This is a genomic window from Agrobacterium radiobacter, assembly GCF_040801995.1.
Classification (GTDB): domain Bacteria; phylum Pseudomonadota; class Alphaproteobacteria; order Rhizobiales; family Rhizobiaceae; genus Agrobacterium; species Agrobacterium radiobacter.
Genome location: NZ_JBEGHX010000001.1, coordinates 573,903 through 599,136, shown reverse-complemented (window position 1 = coordinate 599,136; position 25,234 = coordinate 573,903). Strand labels below are relative to the sequence as shown.

Here is a 25,234-nt window from a genome sequence, read left to right as displayed (position 1 = left end):
AAAAAGCTGGCATTCTGTCTTTTAAGCGCATCCGGTGCGCAGACATGCGAATTTACTGCGGGGAACAAAAACATGAAAAACATTGTGGTTATCGGCGCGGGTAATATCGGTTCGGCAATCGCCTGGATGCTGGCCGCATCAGGCGATTATCGCATCACCGTCGCCGATCGTTCAGCCGATCAGCTGGCCAATGTGCCGGCGCATGAACGGGTCGACACCGAAATCGTCGACATTACCGACCGTCCCGCTCTGGAAGCACTGCTAAAAGGCAAATTCGCCGTGCTCTCCGCCGCCCCCTTCCACCTGACGGCGGGTATTGCCGAAGCGGCCGTTGCCGTCGGCACGCATTATCTCGATCTCACCGAAGACGTGGAATCCACCCGCAAGGTCAAGGCGCTGGCGGAAACGGCCGAAACCGCGCTCATTCCGCAATGCGGCCTCGCCCCCGGCTTCATCTCCATCGTCGCTGCCGATCTCGCCGCCAAGTTCGACAAGCTGGACAGCGTGCGCATGCGCGTCGGCGCTCTGCCGCAATATCCGTCCAATGCGCTCAACTACAACCTCACCTGGAGCACCGACGGGCTGATCAACGAATATATCGAGCCCTGCGAAGCGATCGTCGAAGGCCGCCTCACCGCCGTTCCGGCCCTTGAGGAGCGCGAGGAGTTCTCGCTCGATGGCATCACCTACGAGGCGTTCAACACCTCGGGCGGTCTCGGTACGCTTTGCGCGACGCTGGAAGGCAAGGTGCGGACCATGAACTACCGCACTATCCGTTATCCCGGCCATGTGGCGATCATGAAGGCGCTTTTGAACGACCTCAACCTGCGCAACCGCCGCGATGTGCTGAAGGACCTGTTCGAAAACGCCCTGCCCGGCACCATGCAGGATGTGGTCATCGTCTTCGTCACCGTCTGCGGCACCCGCAACGGCCGCTTCCTGCAGGAAACCTATGCCAACAAGGTCTATGCCGGCCCGGTTTCCGGCCGCATGATGAGCGCCATCCAGATCACTACCGCCGCCGGCATCTGCACGGTTCTCGACCTGCTCGCGGAAGGCGCCCTGCCGCAGAAGGGCTTCGTTCGACAGGAGGAAGTGGCGCTGCCGAAGTTCCTCGAAAACCGGTTTGGCCGGTATTATGGCTCGCATGAGCCGCTGGCGCGGGTTGGGTGAGAAATATAAACCGGGCGAGAAAATATCTCCTCCCATTCCTCCGTCATACCGGCCTCGAGCCGGTATCCAGCCAGCCCAAGTCCCTGGGCTGAAAAACCCTTCTCGCCGCGCAGACGCGCGGCGGCTGGATGCCGGATCAAGTCCTGCATGACGGCGAAGGTGACGAATCCATTACGTCCCGCAAAATGTCCTGAACACCCGCTCATGGCTCATCGGCGGCTGCATATAGACGAAATTATCCGGCCGCTCTTCGAAAGGCGTCGCTATCGCCTTCAGCATGGCGTGGAAGGGCTCGAAATCATCCTCTTCCACCGCCGCTTCGATCAGTTCCTCGATACGGTGGTTGCGCGGGATGATGGCGGGATTGGCAGAGAGCATCGCGCCTGACCTTTCGGAATCGGAAATACCCTCACGACCGGCTCTTTCCCGCCAACGGGTGAGAAATTCGTCCGCCCCCGCGATATCGATGAACATGCCGCGGAATGGCTCGGCGTCGCCATTGGCCGCATGGGAAAGACGCCGGAAGGTCAGCGTATAATCCGCTTCAGATGCCTGCATCAGCGCCAGCAGCGCCTGCACCAGATCCATGTCGCCCTCTTCCTCGGTCGTCAGGCCAAGCTTTTCGCGCATGCCGGTAAGCCAGCGTTGGGGAAAGGCGGCGGCGAAATCGGCGAGAACGGCATTGGCGAGTTCGGCGGCTTTTTCCACTTGCGGATCGAGCAGCGGCAGCAGGCATTCCGCCAGCCTTGCGATGTTCCATTGCGCGATGCCCGGCTGATTGTTGAAGGCGTAACGGCCCTGTGCATCGATGGAGGAGAAGACCTTGTTGGGGTGATATTCATCGAGGAAAGCGCAGGGGCCGAAATCGATGGTTTCGCCGGAGACCGCCATATTGTCGGTATTCATCACGCCATGGATGAAACCCACCATCATCCATCGGGCGATGAGTTCGCATTGCCTCCCGGCGATGCCGCGCAGCAGGGCGAGGTAAGGATTGTCTGCCTCTTTCGCCTCGGGATAATGACGGTCGATCACGTAGTCCGCGAGGTTTTTGATCGCCTCGTCATCCTCGCGCGCGGCGAAGAACTGGAACGTGCCGACACGGATATGGCTTGCCGCAACGCGGGTGAAGACGCCGCCCGGCAGGCCGACTTCGCGCTGCACCCTTTCGCCGGAGAGGACGGCCGCCAGCGCCCGCGTGGCGGGAATGCCAAGCGCAAACATCGCTTCCGACACGATATATTCGCGCAGCACCGGGCCAAGGGCCGCACGGCCGTCTCCCCTGCGTGAAAACGGCGTCGGGCCGGAGCCCTTGAGCTGGATATCGCGGCGTTTGCCGTTAATGTCGATCACTTCACCAAGTAGAATGGCGCGGCCATCGCCCAGCTGCGGCACGAAGCCGCCGAACTGGTGGCCGGCATAGGCCATGGCCAGCGGCTCGGCCCCCTGCGGCAAGACATTACCGGAAAAGATCGCCGCCAGCCTTTCATCATCAAGGCCGGCCACATCGAGAAGGAGTTCGTCGGCCAGCCCGCGATTGAAAGCGATGAGGCGCGGCGCCTTCACCGGCGTCGGCAGCACGGCGGCGCTGAAGCGTTCCGGCAGTCGGGCATAGGAATTGTCGAATTTCATCACGGATAAACTCCCTGCTTTGCCCATATATGGGGCCGGAAGGCGGCGGATGCGAGCGATAAATGCCGCGCCTCCTCCATCGCCTCATTCAATTTTGCGCAATGAACTTTCCCGCGCCATCATCGTTCCTATGCTTGACCAGCAGAATGCCGAACGGAAAGGAAAAGCAATGACCGTTGTTGAAGCCGCAGCCGAACCGGAAAGCGCCATCCGCACCCTCCACACCGAACTGCCTGTCAACGCCACCTTCCATGTCTGGCTGAAGGCGAAAAAAGATGCCGAGCCCGGCGCCGTCTCCTTTTCCAATCAGAATGGAAAATTCGCTGAAGTTTCAAGCGTCAACACGGAAGAGTTCGGTTTTCGAATCTATCAGGTCTTTGGCGGCGGCCATGTGGAGCTGAGTTACGACACGGTGACCACAGCCGTTTCCGTCATCTACTGGTTCACCGCGTCGGATGTGCTCGAGACCGGCATCACCGTTGTCCATACCAAGCCTGATAATGCCGCACCCGAACTTCCCGGCAGCTATCACTTCCGTCCGCCCTTTGGCTGGATGAACGACCCGAACGGCTTTGGCCGCTTCGAGGGCCGCCCGCATCTGTTTTATCAGCATTATTCTCACGGGCTGCGCTGGAACACCATGCATTGGGGCCATGCCGTCTCCTCCGATTACCTTCGCTGGCGGCACCTGCCGATCTTCCTCTTCCCTTCAGAGGATCTGACGACGCGGCCGGATAAGCGCGGCGGCGCCTATTCCGGCTCGACGATTCCGCTGGTGGAAGGCACCGGCATCCGCGTCTTCTTCACCGAGCAGGTGCAGGACCGCATTCCCGAGCAGCAGATACAGCTGACCGCCACCTCCTCCGATCTCATCATGGCTGGGCAGGCCGAGGTCATTCTCGGCACCCGGCCGGACGGACAGGGGCTGACACCGGATTTCCGCGACCCTTACGTCTTTCGTGGCCCGGATGGCCTGTGGAAAATGGTGCTTGGCAGCCAGAGCGATGGCGGCGGCGTCATTCTGCTCTACGAAACGCTCGACCCCACGGCGGCATCGGGCTGGACCTATGTCGGCAAACTGTGGGTGGAAACACGCTACAAGACAACGGCTATCGAATGCCCCTGCCTGCTGCCGCTCGATGGTCCGGTCAATGCCCGCTCCACCCGCTGGGTGCTAATTTACGGGCTGATGCATTCGGAGGACCCGGAGACCGGCCGCAAGAACCTGACTATGGCCGATGTCGGCTGGTTTGACGGCAAGGCCTTCACCAAGGAATCCGGGCAGGAACTGGATTTCGGCACCGACAACTACGCCTTCCAGGCCTTTCTCGATGGCGACAGCATCATCGGCATGGGCTGGCTGGCAAACTGGGCGGATGCCAATCCGGAGATCGATTTCCCGACCTCGATGACGCTGCCGCGCCGGATTCATTATGTGAATGGCGAGCTTCTGACCCCGCCCATCGGCGCGGCGGAAAGCCTGCGCAGCCATATTCTCGACCGCACGCGGCTTGCCGCCGGCGAACGCGTCACCTTCATCAACGGGGCGGTGGAAATATTGTTCGAGCTTGCCTCACCCGGCGCGCCCTTCGAACTGGTGCTCGATCATCCCACCGTCAAGCTTGGCGTCGTTTCCGATGAAACGGGGCTGTGGATCTGCCATGAAGACGGGCGCGACGGCCCCTCACCGCATTATATCGCCAGGGGAGCCAAGGCATCCCGCATCCGCATCTTTCTCGATTATGGCTCGATTGAGGTCTTCGCCAATCGCGGGCGATATGTGGGCACCAAGCGCATCGAAGGTTTCGAACCCGTGCGCTCGGCGCTGCTGAAGGCCGCCCCCGGCGCGGTGGTGCATGCCACCAGCTGGGCGCTGAAACCGTGAGGAACCTTTTAACGGATTGGGCGGTTGATAGACCGAAACCGCCCAATCCGCCGAAAGGAGAAACGGCATGACCAAAATCCGCGACACCAGCGATCCGATCCTGTTTCCAACCGAAGCCAATGAAAACAAGGCAGAGAAGAAACGCGCCGGCAAGGGCATCATCATCATTATCGGCGCAATCGCCATTATGTCCTTCGTCGTTTATCTGGCGGCGATCACCATCGCCGCCACCCAGTCCTGATCAAGGCCGCGAAGGGCCTTTCACTTTGTTGGGTCGCATTTCCGGACGGAAAACCCGGTTCCACTTTTTTTGGAAATGTTCTAGCGCCTTTCACCCCGCAACCCGCTGGCGGTCATGATCGCCAGCAGCGATACGACCACACCCAGCCCATAAAGATAAACCATCGGCATCGTCACATCCGCACGCTCGATCTGCGCCACGAGATCGCTGGCGGCGGCGGCAGTGCCGCTTGCGCCAGCACCGGCCGCAGAGCCGAGCGTCGCGACCGTCGGCAAGAGCGCACCCGTCATCTTGCGTTCCTCTTCCGGCGCTGCTTCCATTGCCGCCTGGCTGATGCCGGCCCAGGACATGCCGAAGGCCGATCCGATCAGGATTTGCCCGAGCAGCATTTCTCCCCAGTTGCCGGTCGCCAACCCCAGCCCCAGCAGGGCGCAGCCCGGCACCATCTGGTAGGGACCGTAATGCAGGCACAGTTCCCGCAGGCGGCTAGAGCGCAGGCTGCCGATCAGCATTGCCACGAAGCTCCAGGCAAGCGGCATCGTCACCACGATGAAACCGGCAAAGGTGGGCTCATGCTGCCAGAGATTGATGGCGACATAAGCGAGATAGACGCTGCCCAGCGCATGGGCATAGGACATCAGGAACAGCACCCAGAAACCGCTGCCGAGCACCGTCTTCAGCCGGAAGGAATTCTTCGGGAACAGTCCGACGGAAGGCCGGGTGCCCGCCCGCAGCGACGCCCACAACAGCGCCGCCCCCGCCAGCAGGGAAATCGCCCGCAGGCTCGCATCCTCGAAGGCGGAAGGAGCGGAAAAGGCCAATGCGCCGACAAGGCAGAAAACCAGCGGCACCAGCGGTTTGCGCGTCGCCGCCACCGGCCGCTCGGCGGAGACGGCAATGGTGGTATAGGCCAGAAGCAGCAGGATCAGCGGCGCCGACAGCAGGAAGGTGGCGCGCCAGGAGATGTGTTCGGTGGCAAAACCGCCGGTCAGCGGGCCGATGAAGGAGGCGACCGCCCAGATCGCCGCCTCGATGGCGAAGACCTTCGGCAACAGGCCGGAGCGGAAACCAGCGGGAATGAGACTGTAGCACACGGCGACGATCAGCCCGTCCGCCAGTCCCTGCAAGGCCCGGCCGACGACGACCCACAAAAAGTCACCTGCAATTGCCGAGAGAACCGAACCGAAGGAAAAGATCAGGCAGCACAGAAGCAGGACGGTGCGCGCGCCAAAACGTTCGCGAAACAGCACGGCGGTGACACCGCCCGCCACGGAACCGACGAAATAAAGACTATAGGCCCAGCTGTAAAAACCCGCGCCGCCGATTTCGTTCACGGCCACGGGCAAGGCCGTCACGACAGCGAACTGATTAAAAGCGTGCAGGCCGATACCGGAGGAGATGACGGTCAGAAGCGAGAGATTCGCCCCGCTCAGCAATTCGCTCCAGCCGTTTTTCTCCGCCATTTCGATACTCGACAAAGCCGTATCCTTTCCATTTTTGCGATACGGCGGGCAAACTAGAACCTCAAGCGCCATTGAGGTCAAGACGGCTTTTTCAGGTCATTTGTTCTGAAGGAATTCTCGCGCGGCAGGAACCCTCCGCGCGCCCGGCCGTTTGCCGAAGAACCGATAGAAAGGACACCGTCATGGACCGCAAGAAAATCCTGCCCCTTAACGAAGACGCCATGAACGAGGATCTGCTCGATCTCGACATCGACGCCCTTCCCGCCAAGGGAGAGATTCCGCAATCCATCGAACAGGAAATCGAGGAAGAAGAGGCCGAGAGCGAGGACGATCCCTATCAGGAAAGCGACGAGGCCCTGCCCGACGATGCGGAAGAACGGGTGATCAACCGCAATCCCTCGCGGGAAGGCGGGGCTTTCGACGAGGTTTAGGGAAGACTGACGGTGCGACCGGACACGAGGCGCGTGAGCATATAGCGTAGATGATCCTGCCCGCCGAAAAAGACCGCGAGAATACGCACGGTCTTTTCACCCTCATCGATATCGAAATAAAAGACAGCCTGATTTTTCGTTACCCGGCGAAGGCCGGGTAATATTTCGGGCAACAATGTTCCCTGGAAGGGCGCTTTATGAAGCGCTTCCATATCCGCTTCAATCGACCCCACGCGTCGTACAGCGCGCGTGAAAGCTGCTGGCAAGGCGTCGCCGAGGTCGAGATAGGACTGGATGAGATGGTCGAGAATGAGGCCGAGGTCTTGATCTGTCTGTGTTGAACGCAGGACCTTATAGGCCATAGCCGGCCTTTCTGGCCGCTATCATGGCTGCTGTTCTTTGTTTACCTTCCTCAACGGAGACGAAGTCGTCCTGCTTACGATCTGCCAGCAGGTCGCGAAGCGCAGCAAGCTCGGCGTCCCTCAACTCGGTCTCCTGCCGAAGCAATTCCAGCCCACGCTGGACGACGGCACTGAGGCTGGCGTAACGCCCTTCCTCCACCAGCCTGCGCGCGAAGCTGTCCTGTTGATCGGAGATGGAAACTGACGCCTTGACGGACATTGTGGCACTCCCTCGACAGGACAGATCATGCTACTCAGTAGCACATCTTTCCTGTTCATTCCAGCAACGAGATGCTTCAACCCGCCCTTTCCGGCGAATAACCGGCTTCGCGGATCGCCGCTTCCGCAGTTGCGGCGTCGCCCGTTACCGTGAGCCGGTGGGCGGAAAGATCAATGCTGACGGCGGCATCGGGAAGCACCTCAGTGAGAGCGCCGCGCAGCGTCTTTTCGCAATGGCCGCAGGTCATGTCTGGAATGAGGAAGGTGGTTGCACCCATGGTTTTCTCCTTCTGGCCGGTAGCGATATTTTCGCGCCGGTTGTCATAAAGTTCAGTGGGTTCGCACAGGCCTGGCGTCGTTCTTCTCAGCGCCGGCGAGATCATCGAGGATGGGGCAGTCGGGCCGGTGGTCGCCGCCGCAGCAATGGGCGAGATGGGACAGCGTCTTCACCATGCTCTTCATCTCGGCGATCTTCTGTTCGAGATCAGCGATGTGGACGAGCGCAATTTCCTTCACCGCCGAACTCTCACGGCTTTTGTCCTGCCAGAGTTTCAGCAGCGTCTCGGTCTCCTCCAGCGAGAAACCGAGCGTGCGCGCCCGCTTGATGAAGCGCAGATTGTGCACATCCTGCTCGCCATAAACCCGGTAATTATTGCCGGTGCGGGCGGCCGGCGTGATGAGGCCGATCTGCTCATAATAACGGATCATCTTGGCGGAAACGCCCGATGCTTCCGATGCCTGGCCGATATTCATGACGTCACCTCCCGATGGACCACCTTCGCCCGTTTCAATCTCAGCGCATTGGCGAGGACGAAGACGCTGGACAGCGCCATTGCCCCCGCGCCAATCATCGGCGACAGCGTGATGCCGAAGGCCGGATAAAGCACGCCCGCCGCAACCGGTATCAGCGCCACGTTGTAGCCGAAAGCCCAGAACAGGTTTTCCTTGATGTTGCGGATGGTTGCGCGACTCATCTCGATGGCGTTGACTGCGCCCATGAGATCGCCGCCGACCAGCACCACATCGGCGCTTTCGATGGCGACATCCGTTCCCGTGCCGACGGCGATACCGATATCAGCCTCGGCCAGCGCTGGCGCATCGTTGATGCCGTCGCCGACAAAGGCCAGCACCTTGCCGCCTGCGCGCATCTCGTGGATCGCCTTCACCTTGCCCTCGGGCAGCACTTCGGCCACCACGCGGGAAATGCCGACCTGCCGGGCGATTGCATTGGCCGTGCGGGCATTGTCGCCCGTCACCATGGCCACTTCGATGCCCATCGCCTGCAACGCCCTGATGGCGGCGACACTCGATGGTTTCAGCGGATCGGCGACGGCAATCGCAGCCGCCAGCCTGCCGTCGATGGCGGCATAAAGCGGCGTCTTGCCCTCGTCGCCCAGCCTTGCCGCCGCATCCGCGAAGATATCGACGGAATGGCCGAGTTTCGCCATGAAGCGATCCGCGCCAACTTCGACCCTGCGGCCATTGACGTTGGCGGCGATACCGTAACCCGTCACGCTTTCGAAGTTTTCGATGGTCGCAGGTTCGAGTCCTGCAGGGGTCGCCACATTCTTTTCTTCCGCAGCCCGGACGATGGCTTCGGCAATCGGATGCTCCGAGCGGCCCTCGACGGCGGCGACGAGCGCCAGAACCTCGTTGTCGGCAAACCCTTCCGCCACCACGAGGTCCGTCAGTTCCGGGCGGCCCTTGGTCACAGTGCCGGTCTTGTCGACCACAACGATTTCAGCCGAACGCAGCTCCTGCAGGGCCTGTCCCTTGCGGAACAGCACGCCCAGCTCCGCCGCCCGGCCGGTGCCAACCATGATAGAGGTGGGCGTGGCGAGACCCATGGCGCAGGGGCAGGCGATGATGAGCACCGCGACCGCATTGACCAGAGCGAATGTATAGGCGGGTTCCGGGCCGAATATCGCCCAGACGATGAAGGTCAGCACCGCAATGGCAATGACAACGGGCACGAAGAGCGCAGTGACGCGGTCCACCAGCAGCTGGATCGGCAGCTTGGACCCTTGAGCCTCCTCCACCATGCGGATGATCTGCGACAGCATGGTATCCGCGCCCACCTTGGTCGCCTTGAACTTGAAGGCGCCAGTCTTGTTGATGGTGCCGCCGACGACCGTTGCGCCGACCGTCTTTTCCACCGGCACCGGCTCGCCTGAAATCATCGATTCATCGACATAGGACGAGCCTTCGACGACTTCGCCATCCACCGCCAGCCTTTCGCCGGGACGGATGACGACGATATCGCCGGCCACCAGATCATCGGGGGAAATATCGATGGTGGCGCCGTCGCGCTCCACACGGGCGGTCTTCGCCTGCAGGCTCATCAGCTTGCGGATGGCGTCTCCTGTGCGGCCGCTGGCGCGGGCTTCGAGAAGCCGCCCGGTCAGGATCAGTGTGACGATGACGGTTGCCGCTTCATAATAGACGAACTGCGCCTCTTCCGGCAGTAGATCGGGCGCGAAGGTCGCCACGACGGAATAGGCGTAGGCCGCCGTCACGCCCAGCGCCACCAGCGAATTCATTTCCGGCGCGCCGCGCAGCAAAGCGGGAAAACCGGTCTTGAGAAAGCGCAGGCCCGGTCCGAAAATCACCGCCGTCGCGAGCACGAAATAGATGTAATAGAGGTTCTGCGTCTCGATGAGACCCATCAGCCAGTGATGCATCGGCTCATAGAGATGGCCGCCCATTTCCAGCACGAAAAGCGGCGCGGTCAGGATCGCGGCAATCGTCAGATCGCGTTTCAGCGCGCCCTCCTCACCCGCATGCTGCATATGGTCATGGCCGCCGGTTTCGCCCGCCATCTGACCATGGCCCTCATGATGTCCCTGGTGCTGGTTATGATTGTGATGGGCGGAATGATCGTGCGGTTTCGGTGTCTTCAGCGCGAACCCGGCAAGCTTTGCCGTTTCCACCAATGCGTCCCGTTCGCGCCGGCCGCCGATCGTTTCCACCGAGACCTTGCCTGAAGCCGCGTCTACCTTGACGGCGATTGTGGTGGCGACCGCTTCCAGAACGGCCTTCAGCCGCCCGGCCTGCGCCTCGTCCTGCAAGCCTTCCACCGTAAATTCCTGCCGCTCCGGCGCGATATCATAACCGACCTTCTTGATGGCGGCGCCAAGCGTGCGCGCCGAAAAACCCTCGGCGGGTTCGACGGTAAGCTTCTTCGTGGCGAAGTTCACGGAACTCGACATGACACCGGGCACCTTGGCGGCAGCCGTTTCCACCCGCCGCACGCAGGAAGCGCAGGTCATGCCCTCCACGGGAATGGAAACCGGTTCATTTCGATGGGCGTGTTTGACTGTCTCGTTCATGGGAAATCCCCTTTCGAGACCCTATGTAGAGATTCCCATGATGGGAAGGTCAAGGGAAGGGAAAGGTTTTTGTTGAACACACAATCGTGAGCGCAGCCACGCTTATCGCCGCCGCCCGCTCGACAAGAAAGAGTATGGAGGGGGCGGCAATACACGCGTTGAATTTGATGCTCATTTGAGCTACAAACAAATCTCTAAAAAGGAGATTGATCATGACCGCAAATGCTTATGTGAGAGCGCGCATCGATCAGGCACTCAAGGACGACGCGACTGCCGTGCTCGACAGTCTGGGACTGACTGTTTCCGACGTCATGCGAATGATGCTGACGCGCATTGCCCGAGAAAAAGCACTGCCGATAGAACTGACGCAACCGAACGCTGAAACGCTCGCCGCGATTGAAGAAGCGCGCGCCATCGCGGCTGCCAGGCGCAATCGTTTCGGCACGGCGCAAGCCTTGTTTGACGCCCTTGATGGTAACAAGCGGTGACGGATAAGAAAGGTCACGGAAAAGAGGCGGCATCGAAGCGAACGGTGCTGCCGCGCAGTTCGGATTTCACCAGGCAATTTATCAAGGACTGGCAACGGCTGAACAATTCCGGGCGTTATGACATGGTGAAACTGAAGGAGATCATGCTCCTTCTCATTGCCAACGAAGCGCCATTACCGGCGCAGTTTCGTGACCATGAATTGACCGGAGAATGGCACGATCATCGCGAATGCCATGTCGGCGGGGACTTTCTGTTGATCTACAAACTTGATGAGAAGCAGAACCTTCTCATCTTCACCCGCGCAGGAACGCACGCCGAGCTTTTCAGGTAGAGACGCGATCTGAAAGATACGATCTCGCTACCGGTGCACGGCCAGCCGCGGAATATCGCGCAGGAATGCATCGCGCACGGCGGGGCCGAGCGGCTCGTCGGACGGTTTGTCGGAAACGCGCAGCCTTGCGAAGACGATGTGCTGGCCTTCGCGCTCCGCCCAGCCGACAAACCAGCCGAAGGGACGGTTGCGGTCGGGGTTGCCCTTTTCGTCACGCATGTAGCCGGTGCCGGTCTTGCCATGCACGGCCCAGCTTTCCGGCGCATCAAAGACCGGAACGATTGCCCTTGTCTTCGCCTGCGCATCACGCGAGACCGGCAGATTGCCGGCCAGGAGGCGGCGGAGGAAGCCGACCTGCTCCACCGGCGAAACCGTCAGCGACGATCCGAGCCAGGAATGGGTCAGGCCGTTATTCTTGCCCGGCTCACCGGACACATCGGCATTGCCGTAACCGAGACGCTTCACATAGGCGGCGAATTTATCCGGTCCAAGGCGACGGGTGATTTCACGCGAATACCACAGGACCGAATCCTGTTCCCATATCGAGGGATCGACCGTCTTGCGGTCGGAGGCGCGCGCCTCCGTGCCGGGTTTCCAGTCCCAGGCGGGCGTCTTTTCATCCTGAAGAATGCCGGCATCGTAACCGATCAGCGCCAGCGGCACCTTGAAGGTGGAAGCCGGCGCCACGCGCTGGTCGCAGGCGCCCTGCTGGTTGATGATCGCGCCGGTCTCGATTGAGGTGACCAGCGTGCATTCGAAGGCCTGGGGCTGTTGCTGGGCATCAGCGGAAAACGGCAGGAGCCCCGGAAGGGCAAGGCATGAAAGAACGATGGCGGGCAGCCGGTAGCGCATGCGTTTTGATGTCCCTCGTCCGCTTTGCGGATCATTTGCCGGAATGGCCGGAAGCTGTCTTTGATTTCAGACAAGTCGATCCCGAAACCGTGACACGCTTTCGGACGACATGCCTTTAGGAGACTGATGGGGCAGGAATAGGACCAAAACGAAAATCGACGTTTTCCGTCACATCCGCTCCTTTTCGCCCGCCCTCTCGCCGACCGTCAGCGGCCAGTCGACCACATAATCCTCGAAGTCGTCAACATCCACATCGGCTTCGCTGACGGTGCGGCCGCGTGCGGAAATGCCCGCCTCATGCACCGTTTCCGTATCGCCGGAAACAAGATAGTGCCACCAGTAGAGATCCTTGCCATCACGCACCAGCGCATAGGCGCAGGTGGGCGGCAGCCAGCCGATCTCATGGACCTTCTTGAGGTCCAGCTGGATACAATCCGGCACGGTGGCGCGGCGGTTTTCGTAGTCGGAGCATCGACAGCTCTCGCCATCGAGCAGCACACAGCGGACCGAGGTGAACGCCACTTCGCCGGTGTCCCAGTCCTCCAGCTTGTTGAGACAGCAGAGGCCACAGCCGTCGCACAGGCTTTCCCATTCCTCACCGGTCATCTCGGTCAGCGATTTGGTTTTCCAGAACGGCGCGTCATTCATCGTTAACATTTCCGTTTCATTTTGATCACTTGGACAGGAGTGTTTAACCGGTCCCTAATCCTTTATATCGTATCGCCAAGGGCTGGTTTGTACGATATTTTAGCATATTGGCAGGCGGCAGAGGGGTCATTGGCCCGCGAACTGCCGCCACGTCAAGCAATTCCGACATAACCATGCCACGGTTTTGCGTCGGGAATGGGTTGAAGCGCAGAATATCGACGATCGCGTTGCGTTGAACAGGAACACATCGGCACGTGCAGGAAGAAAAAGACGATAAGAACGGCCGTAAAAAACGGCACATCCTGCTCCGGATCGATAGCTTCATCGACTCCGGCCTGTGGACGGCTGCGGCAAGGCTGGTGGATTTCTGGGAAGACGTCACCATCGCCTCGCGCAAATTGCATGTGCGCGGATGGAAGAAGCTTCTCGTCAACCTCACCTGCGACGCGCTGACCTTCGGAACGGCGGGTTGCGTCGTGCTTCTGGCGCTCGCCATGCCGGCCTTCGAGGAAACCAAGAAGGACTGGCGTTACCGCGGCGATTTCGCCGTCACTTTCCTTGATCGTTACGGCAATACCATCGGCCATCGCGGCATCATTCATGAAGATTCCGTCCCGATCGACCAGATGCCTGACCATTTCATCAAGGCGGTGCTGGCGACCGAAGACCGGCGTTTCTTCGACCATTTCGGCATCGACTTCATCGGCCTTGCCCGCGCCATGAGCGAAAACGCCCGCGCCGGCGGCGTGGTGCAGGGCGGTTCGACGCTGACGCAGCAGCTCGCCAAGAACCTGTTCCTTACCAATGAGCGCTCGCTGGAGCGCAAGATCAAGGAAGCCTTCCTCGCGCTGTGGCTCGAGACCAACATGTCGAAGAAGGAAATCCTCAGCCTTTATCTCGACCGCGCCTATATGGGCGGCGGCACCTTCGGGGCGGCGGCGGCGGCGCAGTTTTATTTCGGCAAGAACCTGACCGATGTGACACTGGCCGAATCCGCCATTCTGGCCGGCCTGTTCAAGGCGCCGGCCAAATATGCGCCGCATGTCAACCTGCCCGCCGCGCGTGCCCGTGCCAACACCGTGCTTTCCAACCTGGTGCAGAGCGGATTGATGACCGAGGGCCAGGTGATCGGCGCGCGGCGCAATCCGGCCACCGTCATCGACCGCGCCGATGTGAAGGCGCCGGATTATTTCCTTGACTGGGCTTTCGACGAAGTGCAGCGGCTGGCCGCCGAAGGTAAATTCAAGGACCATACGGTGGTCGTGCGCACGACCATCGATACCGGCCTGCAGCAGGCGGCCGAACAGGCGATGGAAATGGGCCTGCGTGAATATGGCGAAGGTTACCGCGTCAAGCAGGGCGCGATGGTGATGATCGAAAACGGCGGCGGCGTGCGCGCCATGGTCGGCGGGCGTGATTATGGCGAAAGCCAGTTCAACCGCGCCACGGCGGCGCTGCGCCAGCCCGGCTCCTCCTTCAAGGTCTATACCTACTCGGCCGCCATGGAAAAGGGCATGAAGCCGGAGACGCTGATTTCCGATGCGCCGGTGACCTGGCGCGGCTGGTCGCCGCAGAATTATGGCCGCTCCTATGCCGGCAAGGTGACGCTGCAGATGGCGCTCGCCAAATCCTACAATACCGTGCCGGTCCGGCTCGCCAAGGATGTACTCGGCACGCAGGTCATCGTCGACACGGCCAAGGCCATGGGTGTCGCCACACCGCTTCGCAGCGACAAGACCATTCCGCTCGGCACTTCCGAAGTGACGGTTCTCGACCAGGCCACCGCCTATGCCGTGTTCCCGGCCGATGGCATGCAGTCACGCCGCCATGGCATCGAGCAGGTGCTGGATTACGAGGGCAATGTTCTCTACGATTTCAGCCACAACGAGCCGCCTGCCAAGCGCGTGCTCTCCGAAGACGCCAATTCCAAGATGAACCAGATGCTGGTGACCATTCCCGTCATGGGCACGGCCCGCCGCGGCGCGCTTGACAATGGCATCGTCTCCGGCGGCAAGACCGGCACCTCGCAGGCTTACCGCGACGCCTGGTATGTGGGTTTCACCGGCAATTATACGACCGCCGTCTGGTTCGGGAATGACGAATTCACACCGATGAACAACATGACCGGCGGCGCGCTGCCCGCCATGGCCTTCAAACGGCTGATGGATTACGCCCATCAGGGCATGGAGCTGCGCCCGATCCCCGGCATCCAGAACCCGTTGCCGACAGGCGCGCGCCCGCAACCTTCGGCGGAAGTGGCAGCCGCAGCCACCAGCACCCCGGCCCTGCCGGCCCTTACCCGCCCACGCTCGCTTTCTGCCGAGGCCACCCGCGTCATTCGCTCCATCGCCAAGAAGATGAAGGATGCTTCGGCCTTGAGTGTGACGACGCAGAAGGTGGCGGATGCGTCTTTGCGTGACGGCGCGGAGGATGCGGCGCGGCGGTGAGGTTGGGATTTTTGTCGGAGCGTGCGGCTTACCCCCCTCTGCCCTGCCGGGCATCTCCCCCTCAAGGGGGGAGATCGATATGCGGCGAGGTCTCGCCCGTCTCAACGTTAGCGAATGAAGTGGTGGTAGCACCGCTCGCCGATCTCCCCCCTTGAGGGGGAGATGCCCGGCAGGGCAGAGGGGGGTAAGCCACTCACTCTACGGCTCCCGTCTCTCCAAATCCGGCGTCAGTCATCTCACCGCAACAACACCGCCCTCGCCGTTTCCACCATATGTGATGTCAGCGCGCCCAAACGGTCGGCGGCCAAACGATTGACCTGCCAGTAAAGCGGAATATCAAGCGGCGTGCCGGGAACGACCTCCACCAGCCTCCCCGCCTCAAGATGCTCCCCCACAAGCTGCACCGGATTGAGCCCCCAGCCCATGCCGGCAAGGCTTGCCTTCACGAAACCGTCCGTCGAAGGCAGCCAGTGGGTGGGATAGGAGACATCCTCGCCCAGCGCCTCCCTGATCCAGCTCGCCTGCAACCGGTCCTTCTGGTTAAAGGTCAGCCCCGGCGCCCGGGCGAGTGTTACGGGCGTCACGCCATCCGCGAAATGGCGGGCCATGAAATCCGGGCTGGCGGTGGCGTGATAGCGGAGCACGCCGAGCGGCGTTACCCGGCAGCCCTGCACCGGCTTGGCGTGGGCGGTCACGGCGGCAAGCACCCTGCCCGCGCGCAGCCATTCCACCGTATGATCCTGATCGTCCACTGCGATATTGACGAGATAATCGCTGCCGCCGGTGAATCTTGAAACCGCATCCAGAAACCATGTGCCGAGGCTGTCGGCATTGGTGGCGATATTGAGCGTCACACGCTCCGCCGCCGCACCTGTCTCTGCGAGCGTCGGAAGCTGTCGGAACAATTCGCTTTCCAGCATGCCGACATGATCCATGTGCCGGCAGAGCCACTCCCCCTTTTCTGTCGCGACGCAGGGGTTACCGCGCACGATCAGCACCACACCCAGCCGCTCCTCCAGCTGCTTGATACGCTGGGAGACGGCCGAAGGTGTGACACACAGCACCTGCGCCGCCTTTTCGAAACTGCCGGTCTGGGCAACGAGCGCCACGGCGCGCATGGCAGGGTAGTCGAGCATTATGGCACCTGATGTAGGGGGTGGTGGGGGTGGCACGAGGCTCTTCGAGGCGATGGGCGACACCCTCTCCCGCCCTCATTCCTGTGCTTGTCACAGGGATCCAGTCGACGCGCGTCTGCGCGGCGGGAGAGTCTTTTCAACCCAAGGACTTGGGCTGGCTGGATTCCTGTGACAAGCACAGGAATGAGGGTTGAGAGATGGCAACGTCGTGGAAAATCGAAAGGTTGAAGAGAGAAGTGCGCCATTAGCTGAGCTTATCCGAGTTGAGTTTATTTAACTGGATTAAATCATCTGGCGGAAATATCCAAGCACTCGGTCCGGAAGCAACGCCTTCGGCCATTCCACATGGACAGAGGCAGGGGCCGCGACGCGCATGGACATCCAGATCTTCTTCACCGGCCTGACGATGGGCCTCAGCCTCATCGTCGCCATCGGCGCGCAGAATGCCTTCGTCCTGAAGCAGGGTCTGGCGCGCTCGCATGTGTTTGCCGTCTGCGCCACCTGCGCGATATCAGATGCGCTGCTCATCACCGTCGGCGTGTTTGGCTTCCAGCGGATCAGCGCCATCATGCCGGCGCTCGATCCCATCATGCGTTATGCGGGCGCCGCCTTCCTCATCTGGTATGGCGCGAAAAGCCTGCATTCGGCGCTGCGTTCCTCCGAAACGCTTTCGGTGACTGAGCGGCAGGAGGCAAGCCTGTGGCAGACGCTCGCTATTTGTCTGGCGCTGACCTTCCTCAACCCGCATGTCTATCTCGATACCGTCGTGCTGCTCGGCACCATTTCCACGCAGTTCCCCGGCTTTGAGAAAACCTTTGCGGCGGGCGCGGCCACCGGCTCGCTGGTATTCTTCTTTTCGCTGGGTTACGGCGCGCGCTGGCTGCGGCCGATTTTCGAAAAACCCTCCGCCTGGCGCATTCTCGAAGGCGTCATCGCCGTCACCATGTGGGCCATCGCCTTCAAGCTCGTCATGGGCGCATAGGCAAGGAATTTCGCGCTCCAGTCACTTTCACGAGGACTAAACAGGCTGCGCCATTTTCCAAACGGGGAATCAGTGATAGTCCTCGACCTGTTCAAAACGGGAAAACAGCGTGTTCCGAGTTCCATTCCTTGTCGGCATCGCCCTTCTGATCGCCTTTGGCGGCGGTATTGCCGCAACACTCGCAGCACTTGAGGCGACATCCGGCTTTGGATCGATCCGCATCGGCTCGTGGGATGCCTTTCCCGAAGCGCAGACGATCGAGGCCGACCCTTACGCCAAATCGCACCGCGCCGATGCCGGCAAGCTGCTTTACGGAACGGCCGAGGGGCTGGCCTTCACCGCCTCCGTCGACAGCGATGGACAACGCCTGAGCGGCGAGTGCCGATACCGGCTGGCCGGCGCCGTGCCGCCCGCCCGTTTCTGGACGATTTACACCGCCGACCAGCAGGGAAATGTTCTGGCTGAAGATGCCGGGCGGCCCTTCGCGCTGAATTCCCGCACGCTTCTGCGCAGCGCCGATGGCGGCATCGACATCACCATCGCCCCTGACGCCCAGACCTATAACTGGCTGTCGGTACCGCAGGGCCAGACCTTCAAGCTCGTCATGACCCTGCTCGACACACCGGTTGCCGGCAGTTCCGGCCTGATCGACATATCCATGCCGCAAATCCGCAAGCTGGGGTGTGGCAATGCTTAGGGTCCTGCTCGCCATCCTCACCGGTCTCGTCGGCGCAGCCGTGCTGCACGTCATCATCCTTCTCGCGATCCCGCATTTCAGCAATCGCGACGCCAATACGCGCGCGGTTGCGGAAGGAAAACCGCATCTGTTTCATCTTCTCGAGGAGACGACGGAGAAAAAGACGCTTGGCAGCGGTGATCCCTTCATGCGGGTGGCCGTGTGCACCTTTAACATCGAGGAACAGCCGATCCGCTTGACCGCCGTCGGTGCCGTGCCCTTCTGGTCGGTCGCGGTTTACGACAAGGCCTCGAATGAGGTGTTCAGCATGAATGACCGCACATCCGCCGCCGGGGTGATGGATATTCTGGTAGCTGATGCGGTGCAGATAGCCGCCATCCGCAAGGCGCAGCCGCCCTCGCTTTCGCAGGCCATTCTGGCGGAATCGGATCAGACGGAAGGATATGTGGTTTTGCGGACCATGGTGCCGCAGCCGAGTTTCGGCGAAGAGGCGGAACGGTTCCTGAACGAGGCGAAATGCCAGCCGACGCCGTGGAAATAGCGTCTGGCATCATCGGCAATCAGGATTTGAGGGCGGTTTCCACTGCGGATTTGCCCTTGCGCGCGACTTTGCCGGTCGGCTCGGTATCACGTTTTTCATAACGCACGCCGGTAAACAGCACGACCTTCGCCGGGCCGATCAGCTTTCCGACAACGCCGGCGGGACGCAGGCTTCGTCGGGCGTCGCTGATTGGAATAATCTCTGCCATGCTCATCTCCTCTTCGGGACATGATTGTCAATGTTGCCCATGGGAACCGCGCAAGCCTCATCTTGCGTCGGGAATTTCATCACCATCACATTGCGCATAGGCCAGCCCACAGACTGGTTTTCGCACGATCCAAAAATCCAAAAAGATTCTTATAAGGGGATCGTGCGCAGATTCAGGCTTCGCATGCCATTTTTGCATTTATTCCGTCGATAAGAATAACATGGAATCCTAATACTGCCCATGAAATTACAAACAGACAGAGGTTAATGATCCGTTAACCCTAATTGCCGGGCCGTCACTTATTCCTCCCGGCACCACACCCCTTGAAAACAAAGGCCATGCGGTAAAGTTCCACGGCATTTCGTCCGTTGTGAAGGTTTTAAAATTTCCTTGTTGATAGAGACAGATTCCCTCTTGCTACCCCCCATAGTTAACAGGACGTCAACGCATTTGCTCTAATTTGAACCGATATTGTGTTTGCGTTTGTTGGGTAGTGCGTTGACCGACCGGTTTCGAGAACTTGAGAGGCCAAGAGCCGTGAGGAAGAAAGATGTGGTGCTGATGGCCACCGTGACGAATTTCGAGACTGTTTCGCATCCGTCAAAAACGGACCTTCGGCAGTTCGCCGAACTTTTCATGCCGCTTTTCAACGCCTCTACCGACGAAGCCAAGCGAGAGGCGATCGCCGCACTCTCGCAGCATCCGAGCGTGCCGTCAGCCGTCGCCTTCTTCATCGCCTGCCAGCCGATTTCGCTTGCAGCGCCCTTTCTCATTTCCTCGAAATGCCTCGATGACGACACGCTGATCACCATTGCCCGCACGCAAGGCGCGGCGCATGCGCGCGCCATCGTCCGGCGCGAGGATCTCTCCCCCACCGTCATCGACGCGCTTGTCGGCCTGCGCCACGCGGAAGATCTGAAACGGCCGGAAGAGGAAAAATCTCCCGCCGAACCGCAGGTGGCGGCAAGCCCAGAAGAACCGAAAACGGAAGAAAAGACTGACAACATCGCCGCCGCTTCCGCACTCGAAGAAGAAATGCGCCAGCGGATCAAGCAGATGGCGCATCACCTCAACCGCCCGGAAAGCGACGTCCTCGGTCTTCGCCGCCTGAGCGAGGTGCAGGAGGCGCTGCTGGTGCGTTTCGCCCGCGAGCGCAACGCCCGGCAATTCGCGGTGGCGCTGGCGGATTCGCTGTCCTCCAGCTACTGGCTGTCGGAGCGCATCATGCTCGATATATCAGGCGCGCAGCTGGCGACAACGCTCACCGGTCTTGGCATGGAATTTTCCGAGGCGGCCTTCGTGCTGCAATGCTTCTATCCGCATCTTGCCGCCGCCGAAGGCGACATGAGCCGCGCCGAAGCCCTGCTCGACCGCCTCGACATCGTGGAATGCGAAGAGCGGCTGGAAAGCTGGCGGCGTGCCGACAGCTATACGCATGGCCGCGAGCGGCCGAGCCGCAGCGCACCGGCTGTGCAGAGAACTGGCACGCAAGGGTAAGCAAGGCATGGCCTTGCGTCTTTTGCGACGCGAGGCCCTTCGCGGACCGAAAGCCGGGGTCTGCTTTTCCTGCCTCTAGGCCTTGGGCTGGTCCACCAGCGTCAGCAGAGTTCCGATCTCGTCGGTTTCGATCTCCACCACCCAAAGGTCGCTGTCGAAACGCCGTTCCCTTTCCAGAAGAGCGGCACTTTCCTCGCCATCCGCACCCGCAAGACGCGTTTCGAAACGGCGCTCGGCACGGATTTCCTCGTCATCGGCGAAGCTCTGTGGCGCGGGCCCATAGAGGTTCTCGCGGCCATCGCGCAGACGCTGGCGAACAAAGATCGCCCCCGCCTCCTCCGCCCCCTTCTTTTCGACGGCGGCAAATCCGCCCGCAGCGAAGACGCGGCGGATGAGGGCTGAGACGAACATTTCGGATTTGAGGCGCATGGGGTGCTTTCGATGGAGACGGTGGGCGGGTTCTCACTGCTGGGTTACGCGGACGAAGGTGCATGGGGCTTACCCCCCTCTGCCCTGCCGGGCATCTCCCCCTCAAGGGGGGAGATCGATCCGCCGCAGGCGCTCGCCCACCTCAACGCTTGAGAATGGAGCAGTGAAAGAGCCTCTTGCCGATCTCCCTCCTTGTGGGGGAGATGCCCGGCAGGGCAGAGGGGGTAAGCCCCATGCACCCTCGGCTGCTGTCAAAACCTCAAAGCGCCCCGATCGACTTCAGCTTCTTCAGCACAGCCTCGCTCGGCTCACCGGTTTCCGGCAGGCGGTAATGTTTCTCAAACGCGCGGATGGCATTGCGGGTCTGCTGGCCGGCAACGCCGTCCACCTTCACATCGGCATAGGCGATATTGATCAGCCCCTGCTGGATCCTGGCGATCAGCTCGCGGTTTGCCGGCTTGGCGGCATTGGCCGAACTGTTGAGGGAGGCCGGTTCGGCCTTCGGGCGCGGCGCTTCCGCCTTGCGGATGGCGGCGGCGACGGGGTCGATCTCGACGCCGCCGGTGCTATCGGCAGGCCGATCCCTGGGGATCGCGGCAACCGTTGCGCCATCGATCCGGAGTGCCGCCAGCACGCGGGTCGTCGGCTCGCCGGTCTGCTCCATGCCGAGCGTTTCTTCGAAGAACATGATGGCGGCGGCGGTGCGTGGACCCATGCGGCCATCCGCCTCGCCTTCGTAAAGTCCGCGTTTCTTCAGTTCGGCCTGAATATCGGCAACGATCTGCTGCGGTTTCTGGCTTTCGGCGGCGGGTTGCGCCGGCGTTTCGGCCGCTGGCTGTTGCGCCGTTTCCGTCTCTGCCGGTCGTTCTATGCGAAAGGTGGTGACGTTGCCGTGCGTGCCGAGCGGCTCGGCCGGGCGATAACCGGCAATGCCGTTCGGGTTTTCCGCATCGCGCGTGCGCAGGAAGGGTGACGGGTGCACGCCCGGCTGATACCAGAGCGCATTGGCGGCGACAAAACCGAAAACGACCGCGAAGGCGCCGCAGCTGCCGACCATTTTCGGATGGCGCAGGATTTCGCGCCCGATGGCCGAAACCACCAAGGAAACAATCCCGGCGCCAATCTGGGCCGTTGTTTTCTTAGGCGATTTTCGCTTTCGCGGGGCCATCGTCACCATCCTTTTTCATCATTGCGGCCATGTCACCGAGCTGCCGGATGCGCGGCGGAAATTCCACCATGCTTTCGGCTTCGGCACCTTCGCCCTCACCCGCCATGCCGGAACCGTCGGCAGGCAAAGTGATCGTTACGACCGTTCCCTCGCCGGGCTTGCTGGTGATGGCGAAAGTGCCGCCATGCAGTGCCACAAGCCCCTTGACCAGGGACAATCCCAGACCCGTGCCCTCATAGCGACGGGTATATTCATTCTGAACCTGCATGAAGGGCTGGCCCAGGAGTTCAATCTTGTCGGAAGCGATGCCGATGCCGGTATCGCTCACGGTCAGCTTCAGCATCGCGCCTTCGCGCGCGGCGTCGATCGACACCACACCACCCGTATCGGTGAATTTTATGGCGTTGCCGGCGAGATTGATGAGAACCTGCCGGATGGCGCGCTGATCGGCCGAGATTTCGCCGATGCCCCGCTGGATGCGGCTGGTCAAAGTCAGGCCTTTTTCCTTCGCCTGCAGGCCGAGCATGGCCTCGCAGGACGAGATGGTCTCGGCAATCGGGAAGCTTTCCATCATCAGCTCGTAACGGCCGGCTTCCAGCTTGCTCATGTCAAGCATCGTGTTGACGACTGACAGGAGATGGGCGCCGGACTGGCGGATGAGGCCGACATATTCCCGCTGGCGATCGTTCTCCAGCCGGCCGAAATATTCGCCGGCGAGAATATCGGAAAAACCGAGGACGGCATTGAGCGGCGTGCGCAGCTCGTGGCTGACAGCGGCAAGGAAACGCGACTTGGCGTCATTGGCCGATTCCGCCTCCGCCGCCTTGCGGGCGACATCGCGGCGCAGGCGTTCCATCTCGGTAACATCGGAGAGCTGGGCGACGATGCGGCGCAGCCGGCCGCTGGCGCTGCGGATCGCCGTCATCTCGATACGCGCATGCATGAACTGCGCCTGACGCGACTTTGCACCGGTCTCGAAGCGGAGTTCGGCGGTTGCCCTATCCTCGCCCTGCCGCAGCAGGTCGAAGGCCTGCATCAGCTCGATACGGTCGGAGACATAGACATATTCAACGAGGGCATGGCCCTGGCTGGCCTGTAGATCGGCCGGGAAGGTCGCGAGATCGCGGCCGGAGACGTGTTCGACGAAGCCGGTATCACCGATCATGAGCACGAGGCCCGGCACCTGCGTAGCGGCGATCAGGTCGTTATCGCCAGACGAGGCGGAAAAGGAGGACGCGCCGCGCTCGGGACGGGAAAAGGCGATCAGCAGCGCTGCGGCGGCCAGAAACAGCGCCAGCACCAGAGCGGCGCCAATGGGCAGCGCGATGGCGGGGCTGATGACAAGGCTGAAGAGGGCGGGCACCACGAAAAGACCAACAGTGCTGAAGGCAATCAGCCGGCGCAGGCGCGCAACGGTTCCGGCGCGCCTTTCGGCGTCCTCTTCCATGCGCGCAAGCCATCTGCCTGCGGCATGGTCGACCAATGCGACCGCTTTTTCTCTCATATTACGCAATACCAACACCGAATCCCTGAGGCGGTTCTAACGGCTCCGACAATAGAAGGCGGCGGCTTAAGGAATGGATAAAAAGAATGGCGTCAAAGGCCTGCCAAAGGCGTCGCAGTCCCATTACGGGGCATTTATTCCAAGCTTTGCCAATCATGGTTAATGACGGGTAAGCGACGGATTTCGCTTCATTTTTGCCATCATGTTAACTTTTGTGGCAAGGCGGACCACAGCTTTCGCCCGGAACGCGCGGCCTCTGTCGCAATTATGCTTAACATGGACTGTTAAAATGCGAATGAATTGATGGCGGGCGTCCCGATACGAGGAGAATAGATACAATTTGAATTAAATTGCGTCGCTTTTTGCAATCGGCTGTTCGCCGGTCGCGTGTAGCTTCTTCACAAGCCCGAAAAACGGGACAAAGGCCGATGACCCGGAACCGGGCGGGGCTTTAGAAAACAAAGATCATCTGGCAGGGTAGTCTGACAATGTGGTTTCTGATCAAAGGAACATTCTGGTTTTCACTGGTGCTGGTGGCGCTGTCCTATTTCGGCAGCAGCAACGATCCGACCAAGGAACCTTCGGCATTTGATCTTCCCAGCGCCGTTTCGGCAGCCGGTGAAGCCTATCGTTATGTCAGCGCCATCTGCATCGAAAAGCCCGATGTCTGCGTCAAGGGCGCCGAAACCTTCCATGCGCTTGGTGAACGGGCAAAGGAAGGCGCGAAGGTCGCCTATGAACTGCTGGACAAGCAGCTTGCCTCCGGTGAAAAATCCGCTCCCGCCGCTGAAGTCGCAGCGGAGATCGAAAAGCTGGCTGACGCTCCTGTCGTCAGCGTCGAATTTCCCGGCAATACCGACATGCTGAAGACCGGCACCGTCATTCCCCTGCCGCAGAAGCGCCCTGCTCCCTGATCTTGCAAGCCCCTGATCTTGCAAGCACCGCGCCGCAACTTTTTTGCGGACGGAGATTTCCGTCCGCCGACTGCCTGCCAAACTTGCCCGCGGAAACCTGTTTTCCGTGGGCTTTTTCGTGGCCCATGGTTCAAAATCGGCCGCACTTGCCCTATATCCTAGCAAAGACCTGCAATAACGGATGATACGGCGCGCAAATGGCCTCTCTCGAAACGATCCTTGACGATTTCGCTTTCCTCGACGACTGGGAGGACCGCTATCGTTATGTCATCGAACTCGGCAAGGCGCTGCCCGATCTGCCGGAGGACGAGCGCACGGCCGAAAACAAGGTGCATGGCTGCGCCAGCCAGGTCTGGCTCGTCAGCCATAGCGACGGCGCGGAAGACCCCCTGCTGACCTTCGAGGGCGATTCGGATGCGCATATCGTGCGCGGCCTCGTCGCCATCGTGCTCGCCGTCTATTCCGGCAAAAAAGCCTCCGACATCGCCGATCTCGACGCCATCGAGGTGTTCGACAAGATCGGGCTGGTGGAACATCTGTCGTCGCAGCGCGCCAACGGCCTGCGCTCGATGATCAAGCGTATCCGCGAGGAAGCCCGGCTGCTGGCCGCCTGAGCG

General features: G+C 60.9%; 27 protein-coding genes. 13 read left to right on the top strand and 14 right to left on the bottom strand.

The window, feature by feature from the left end; genetic code table 11:
- The first annotated feature begins 72 nt into the window (after positions 1-72).
- Entirely contained in the window at positions 73-1,173 is a 1,101-nt protein-coding gene (locus tag MRBLRC7O_RS02990) for a saccharopine dehydrogenase family protein (protein ID WP_080866011.1), read from the top strand.
- A gap of 171 nt (positions 1,174-1,344) precedes the next feature.
- On the opposite strand, the gene MRBLRC7O_RS02985 is transcribed toward MRBLRC7O_RS02990, so the two are convergent.
- Positions 1,345-2,805, bottom strand: coding sequence for a protein adenylyltransferase SelO (locus tag MRBLRC7O_RS02985; RefSeq protein ID WP_060726105.1), 1,461 nt, complete (start codon positions 2,803-2,805; stop codon positions 1,345-1,347).
- 169 nt (positions 2,806-2,974) lie between these two features.
- Between MRBLRC7O_RS02985 and MRBLRC7O_RS02980 the strand changes: the two genes are divergently transcribed.
- Together MRBLRC7O_RS02980 and MRBLRC7O_RS02975 are read left to right on the top strand one after the other, a co-directional pair.
- Positions 2,975-4,690, top strand: coding sequence for a glycoside hydrolase family 32 protein (locus tag MRBLRC7O_RS02980; protein ID WP_107675294.1), 1,716 nt, complete (start codon positions 2,975-2,977; stop codon positions 4,688-4,690).
- A gap of 67 nt (positions 4,691-4,757) precedes the next feature.
- The gene (locus MRBLRC7O_RS02975) at positions 4,758-4,931 is read left to right on the top strand and encodes a hypothetical protein (RefSeq protein ID WP_020009686.1); all 174 of its coding nucleotides are present in this window, start codon (positions 4,758-4,760) and stop codon (positions 4,929-4,931) included.
- Between the two features lie 80 nt (positions 4,932-5,011).
- Here MRBLRC7O_RS02975 and MRBLRC7O_RS02970 read toward each other — a convergent pair whose 3' ends face one another.
- Positions 5,012-6,400 (bottom strand): MFS transporter, encoded by a 1,389-nt coding sequence (locus MRBLRC7O_RS02970; protein WP_233284497.1) that lies wholly within the window; start codon positions 6,398-6,400, stop codon positions 5,012-5,014.
- Between the two features lie 176 nt (positions 6,401-6,576).
- Here MRBLRC7O_RS02970 and MRBLRC7O_RS02965 point away from each other — a divergent pair, with 176 nt between their 5' ends.
- Positions 6,577-6,825: a hypothetical protein gene (locus tag MRBLRC7O_RS02965; RefSeq protein ID WP_003509215.1), complete on the top strand. Its 249-nt coding sequence runs from the start codon at positions 6,577-6,579 to the stop codon at positions 6,823-6,825.
- Here MRBLRC7O_RS02965 and MRBLRC7O_RS02960 read toward each other — a convergent pair.
- The 5 genes from MRBLRC7O_RS02960 to MRBLRC7O_RS02940 form a co-directional block, all read right to left on the bottom strand.
- Positions 6,822-7,187, bottom strand: a complete 366-nt coding sequence (locus tag MRBLRC7O_RS02960) for a hypothetical protein (RefSeq protein ID WP_060726102.1) — start codon at positions 7,185-7,187, stop codon at positions 6,822-6,824. The genes MRBLRC7O_RS02965 and MRBLRC7O_RS02960 overlap by 4 nt on opposite strands.
- Entirely contained in the window at positions 7,177-7,446 is a 270-nt protein-coding gene (locus MRBLRC7O_RS02955) for a ribbon-helix-helix domain-containing protein (protein WP_003509217.1), read from the bottom strand. The genes MRBLRC7O_RS02960 and MRBLRC7O_RS02955 overlap by 11 nt, the downstream gene beginning before the upstream one ends.
- A 76-nt stretch (positions 7,447-7,522) precedes the next feature.
- Positions 7,523-7,723, bottom strand: a complete 201-nt coding sequence (locus MRBLRC7O_RS02950; RefSeq protein ID WP_060723954.1) for a heavy-metal-associated domain-containing protein — start codon at positions 7,721-7,723, stop codon at positions 7,523-7,525.
- A gap of 52 nt (positions 7,724-7,775) precedes the next feature.
- On the bottom strand, positions 7,776-8,198 hold the full coding sequence (cueR, locus tag MRBLRC7O_RS02945) for a Cu(I)-responsive transcriptional regulator (protein ID WP_003509219.1): 423 nt from the start codon (positions 8,196-8,198) through the stop codon (positions 7,776-7,778).
- Positions 8,195-10,774, bottom strand: coding sequence for a heavy metal translocating P-type ATPase (locus tag MRBLRC7O_RS02940; protein ID WP_162690758.1), 2,580 nt, complete (start codon positions 10,772-10,774; stop codon positions 8,195-8,197). The genes cueR and MRBLRC7O_RS02940 overlap by 4 nt, the downstream gene beginning before the upstream one ends.
- Before the next feature lie 212 nt (positions 10,775-10,986).
- On the opposite strand from MRBLRC7O_RS02940, the gene MRBLRC7O_RS02935 reads away from it, so the two are divergent.
- Together MRBLRC7O_RS02935 and MRBLRC7O_RS02930 are read left to right on the top strand one after the other, a co-directional pair.
- Entirely contained in the window at positions 10,987-11,262 is a 276-nt protein-coding gene (locus MRBLRC7O_RS02935; RefSeq protein ID WP_020811442.1) for a type II toxin-antitoxin system RelB/DinJ family antitoxin, read from the top strand.
- Complete coding sequence (locus MRBLRC7O_RS02930; RefSeq protein ID WP_031234113.1) at positions 11,259-11,594, top strand: type II toxin-antitoxin system YafQ family toxin; 336 nt, start codon at positions 11,259-11,261, stop codon at positions 11,592-11,594. The genes MRBLRC7O_RS02935 and MRBLRC7O_RS02930 overlap by 4 nt, the downstream gene beginning before the upstream one ends.
- Positions 11,595-11,621: 27 nt before the next feature.
- Here the strand turns inward: MRBLRC7O_RS02930 and blaOXA are convergent, their stop codons facing one another.
- Entirely contained in the window at positions 11,622-12,446 is an 825-nt protein-coding gene (gene blaOXA, locus MRBLRC7O_RS02925) for a class D beta-lactamase (protein ID WP_003509224.1), read from the bottom strand.
- Positions 12,447-12,614: 168 nt separating this feature from the next.
- Entirely contained in the window at positions 12,615-13,094 is a 480-nt protein-coding gene (locus MRBLRC7O_RS02920) for a YcgN family cysteine cluster protein (protein ID WP_003509227.1), read from the bottom strand.
- Between the two features lie 254 nt (positions 13,095-13,348).
- Between MRBLRC7O_RS02920 and MRBLRC7O_RS02915 the strand changes: the two genes are divergently transcribed.
- The gene (locus MRBLRC7O_RS02915) at positions 13,349-15,541 is read left to right on the top strand and encodes a transglycosylase domain-containing protein (RefSeq protein WP_003509229.1); all 2,193 of its coding nucleotides are present in this window, start codon (positions 13,349-13,351) and stop codon (positions 15,539-15,541) included.
- 236 nt (positions 15,542-15,777) lie between these two features.
- Here MRBLRC7O_RS02915 and MRBLRC7O_RS02910 read toward each other — a convergent pair whose 3' ends face one another.
- Positions 15,778-16,677: a LysR family transcriptional regulator ArgP gene (locus MRBLRC7O_RS02910; RefSeq protein ID WP_080866009.1), complete on the bottom strand. Its 900-nt coding sequence runs from the start codon at positions 16,675-16,677 to the stop codon at positions 15,778-15,780.
- A gap of 373 nt (positions 16,678-17,050) precedes the next feature.
- Between MRBLRC7O_RS02910 and MRBLRC7O_RS02905 the strand changes: the two genes are divergently transcribed.
- From MRBLRC7O_RS02905 to MRBLRC7O_RS02895, 3 genes are all read left to right on the top strand, one after another.
- Positions 17,051-17,659 (top strand): LysE/ArgO family amino acid transporter, encoded by a 609-nt coding sequence (locus tag MRBLRC7O_RS02905; RefSeq protein WP_020810355.1) that lies wholly within the window; start codon positions 17,051-17,053, stop codon positions 17,657-17,659.
- A 109-nt stretch (positions 17,660-17,768) separates the two neighbouring features.
- On the top strand, positions 17,769-18,356 hold the full coding sequence (locus tag MRBLRC7O_RS02900) for a DUF1214 domain-containing protein (RefSeq protein ID WP_003509240.1): 588 nt from the start codon (positions 17,769-17,771) through the stop codon (positions 18,354-18,356).
- The gene (locus MRBLRC7O_RS02895) at positions 18,349-18,897 is read left to right on the top strand and encodes a DUF1254 domain-containing protein (protein ID WP_003509243.1); all 549 of its coding nucleotides are present in this window, start codon (positions 18,349-18,351) and stop codon (positions 18,895-18,897) included. Before MRBLRC7O_RS02900 ends, MRBLRC7O_RS02895 begins: the two co-directional genes overlap by 8 nt.
- A 19-nt stretch (positions 18,898-18,916) precedes the next feature.
- Here the strand turns inward: MRBLRC7O_RS02895 and MRBLRC7O_RS02890 are convergent, their stop codons facing one another.
- Positions 18,917-19,105 carry a hypothetical protein gene (locus MRBLRC7O_RS02890; protein ID WP_003509245.1) on the bottom strand — a complete coding sequence of 63 codons (189 nt, stop codon included), beginning with the start codon at positions 19,103-19,105 and terminating at the stop codon, positions 18,917-18,919.
- Between the two features lie 561 nt (positions 19,106-19,666).
- On the opposite strand from MRBLRC7O_RS02890, the gene MRBLRC7O_RS02885 reads away from it, so the two are divergent.
- Positions 19,667-20,602 carry a DUF2336 domain-containing protein gene (locus MRBLRC7O_RS02885; RefSeq protein ID WP_223567265.1) on the top strand — a complete coding sequence of 312 codons (936 nt, stop codon included), beginning with the start codon at positions 19,667-19,669 and terminating at the stop codon, positions 20,600-20,602.
- A gap of 75 nt (positions 20,603-20,677) precedes the next feature.
- On the opposite strand, the gene MRBLRC7O_RS02880 is transcribed toward MRBLRC7O_RS02885, so the two are convergent.
- The 3 genes from MRBLRC7O_RS02880 to MRBLRC7O_RS02870 all read right to left on the bottom strand — a co-directional run bounded on the left by MRBLRC7O_RS02880 (position 20,678) and on the right by MRBLRC7O_RS02870 (position 23,703).
- Entirely contained in the window at positions 20,678-21,031 is a 354-nt protein-coding gene (locus MRBLRC7O_RS02880; protein ID WP_003509247.1) for a DUF1491 family protein, read from the bottom strand.
- A 259-nt stretch (positions 21,032-21,290) separates the two neighbouring features.
- Positions 21,291-22,199 carry a peptidoglycan-binding domain-containing protein gene (locus tag MRBLRC7O_RS02875; RefSeq protein WP_003509248.1) on the bottom strand — a complete coding sequence of 303 codons (909 nt, stop codon included), beginning with the start codon at positions 22,197-22,199 and terminating at the stop codon, positions 21,291-21,293.
- Positions 22,171-23,703, bottom strand: a complete 1,533-nt coding sequence (locus MRBLRC7O_RS02870) for a sensor histidine kinase (protein ID WP_080866007.1) — start codon at positions 23,701-23,703, stop codon at positions 22,171-22,173. The genes MRBLRC7O_RS02875 and MRBLRC7O_RS02870 overlap by 29 nt, the downstream gene beginning before the upstream one ends.
- Positions 23,704-24,191: 488 nt before the next feature.
- Here MRBLRC7O_RS02870 and MRBLRC7O_RS02865 point away from each other — a divergent pair, with 488 nt between their 5' ends.
- Positions 24,192-24,617: a DUF5330 domain-containing protein gene (locus MRBLRC7O_RS02865; RefSeq protein WP_003509252.1), complete on the top strand. Its 426-nt coding sequence runs from the start codon at positions 24,192-24,194 to the stop codon at positions 24,615-24,617.
- Between the two features lie 197 nt (positions 24,618-24,814).
- Positions 24,815-25,231 (top strand): SufE family protein, encoded by a 417-nt coding sequence (locus MRBLRC7O_RS02860; protein WP_065694910.1) that lies wholly within the window; start codon positions 24,815-24,817, stop codon positions 25,229-25,231.
- Positions 25,232-25,234: the final 3 nt, after the last annotated feature.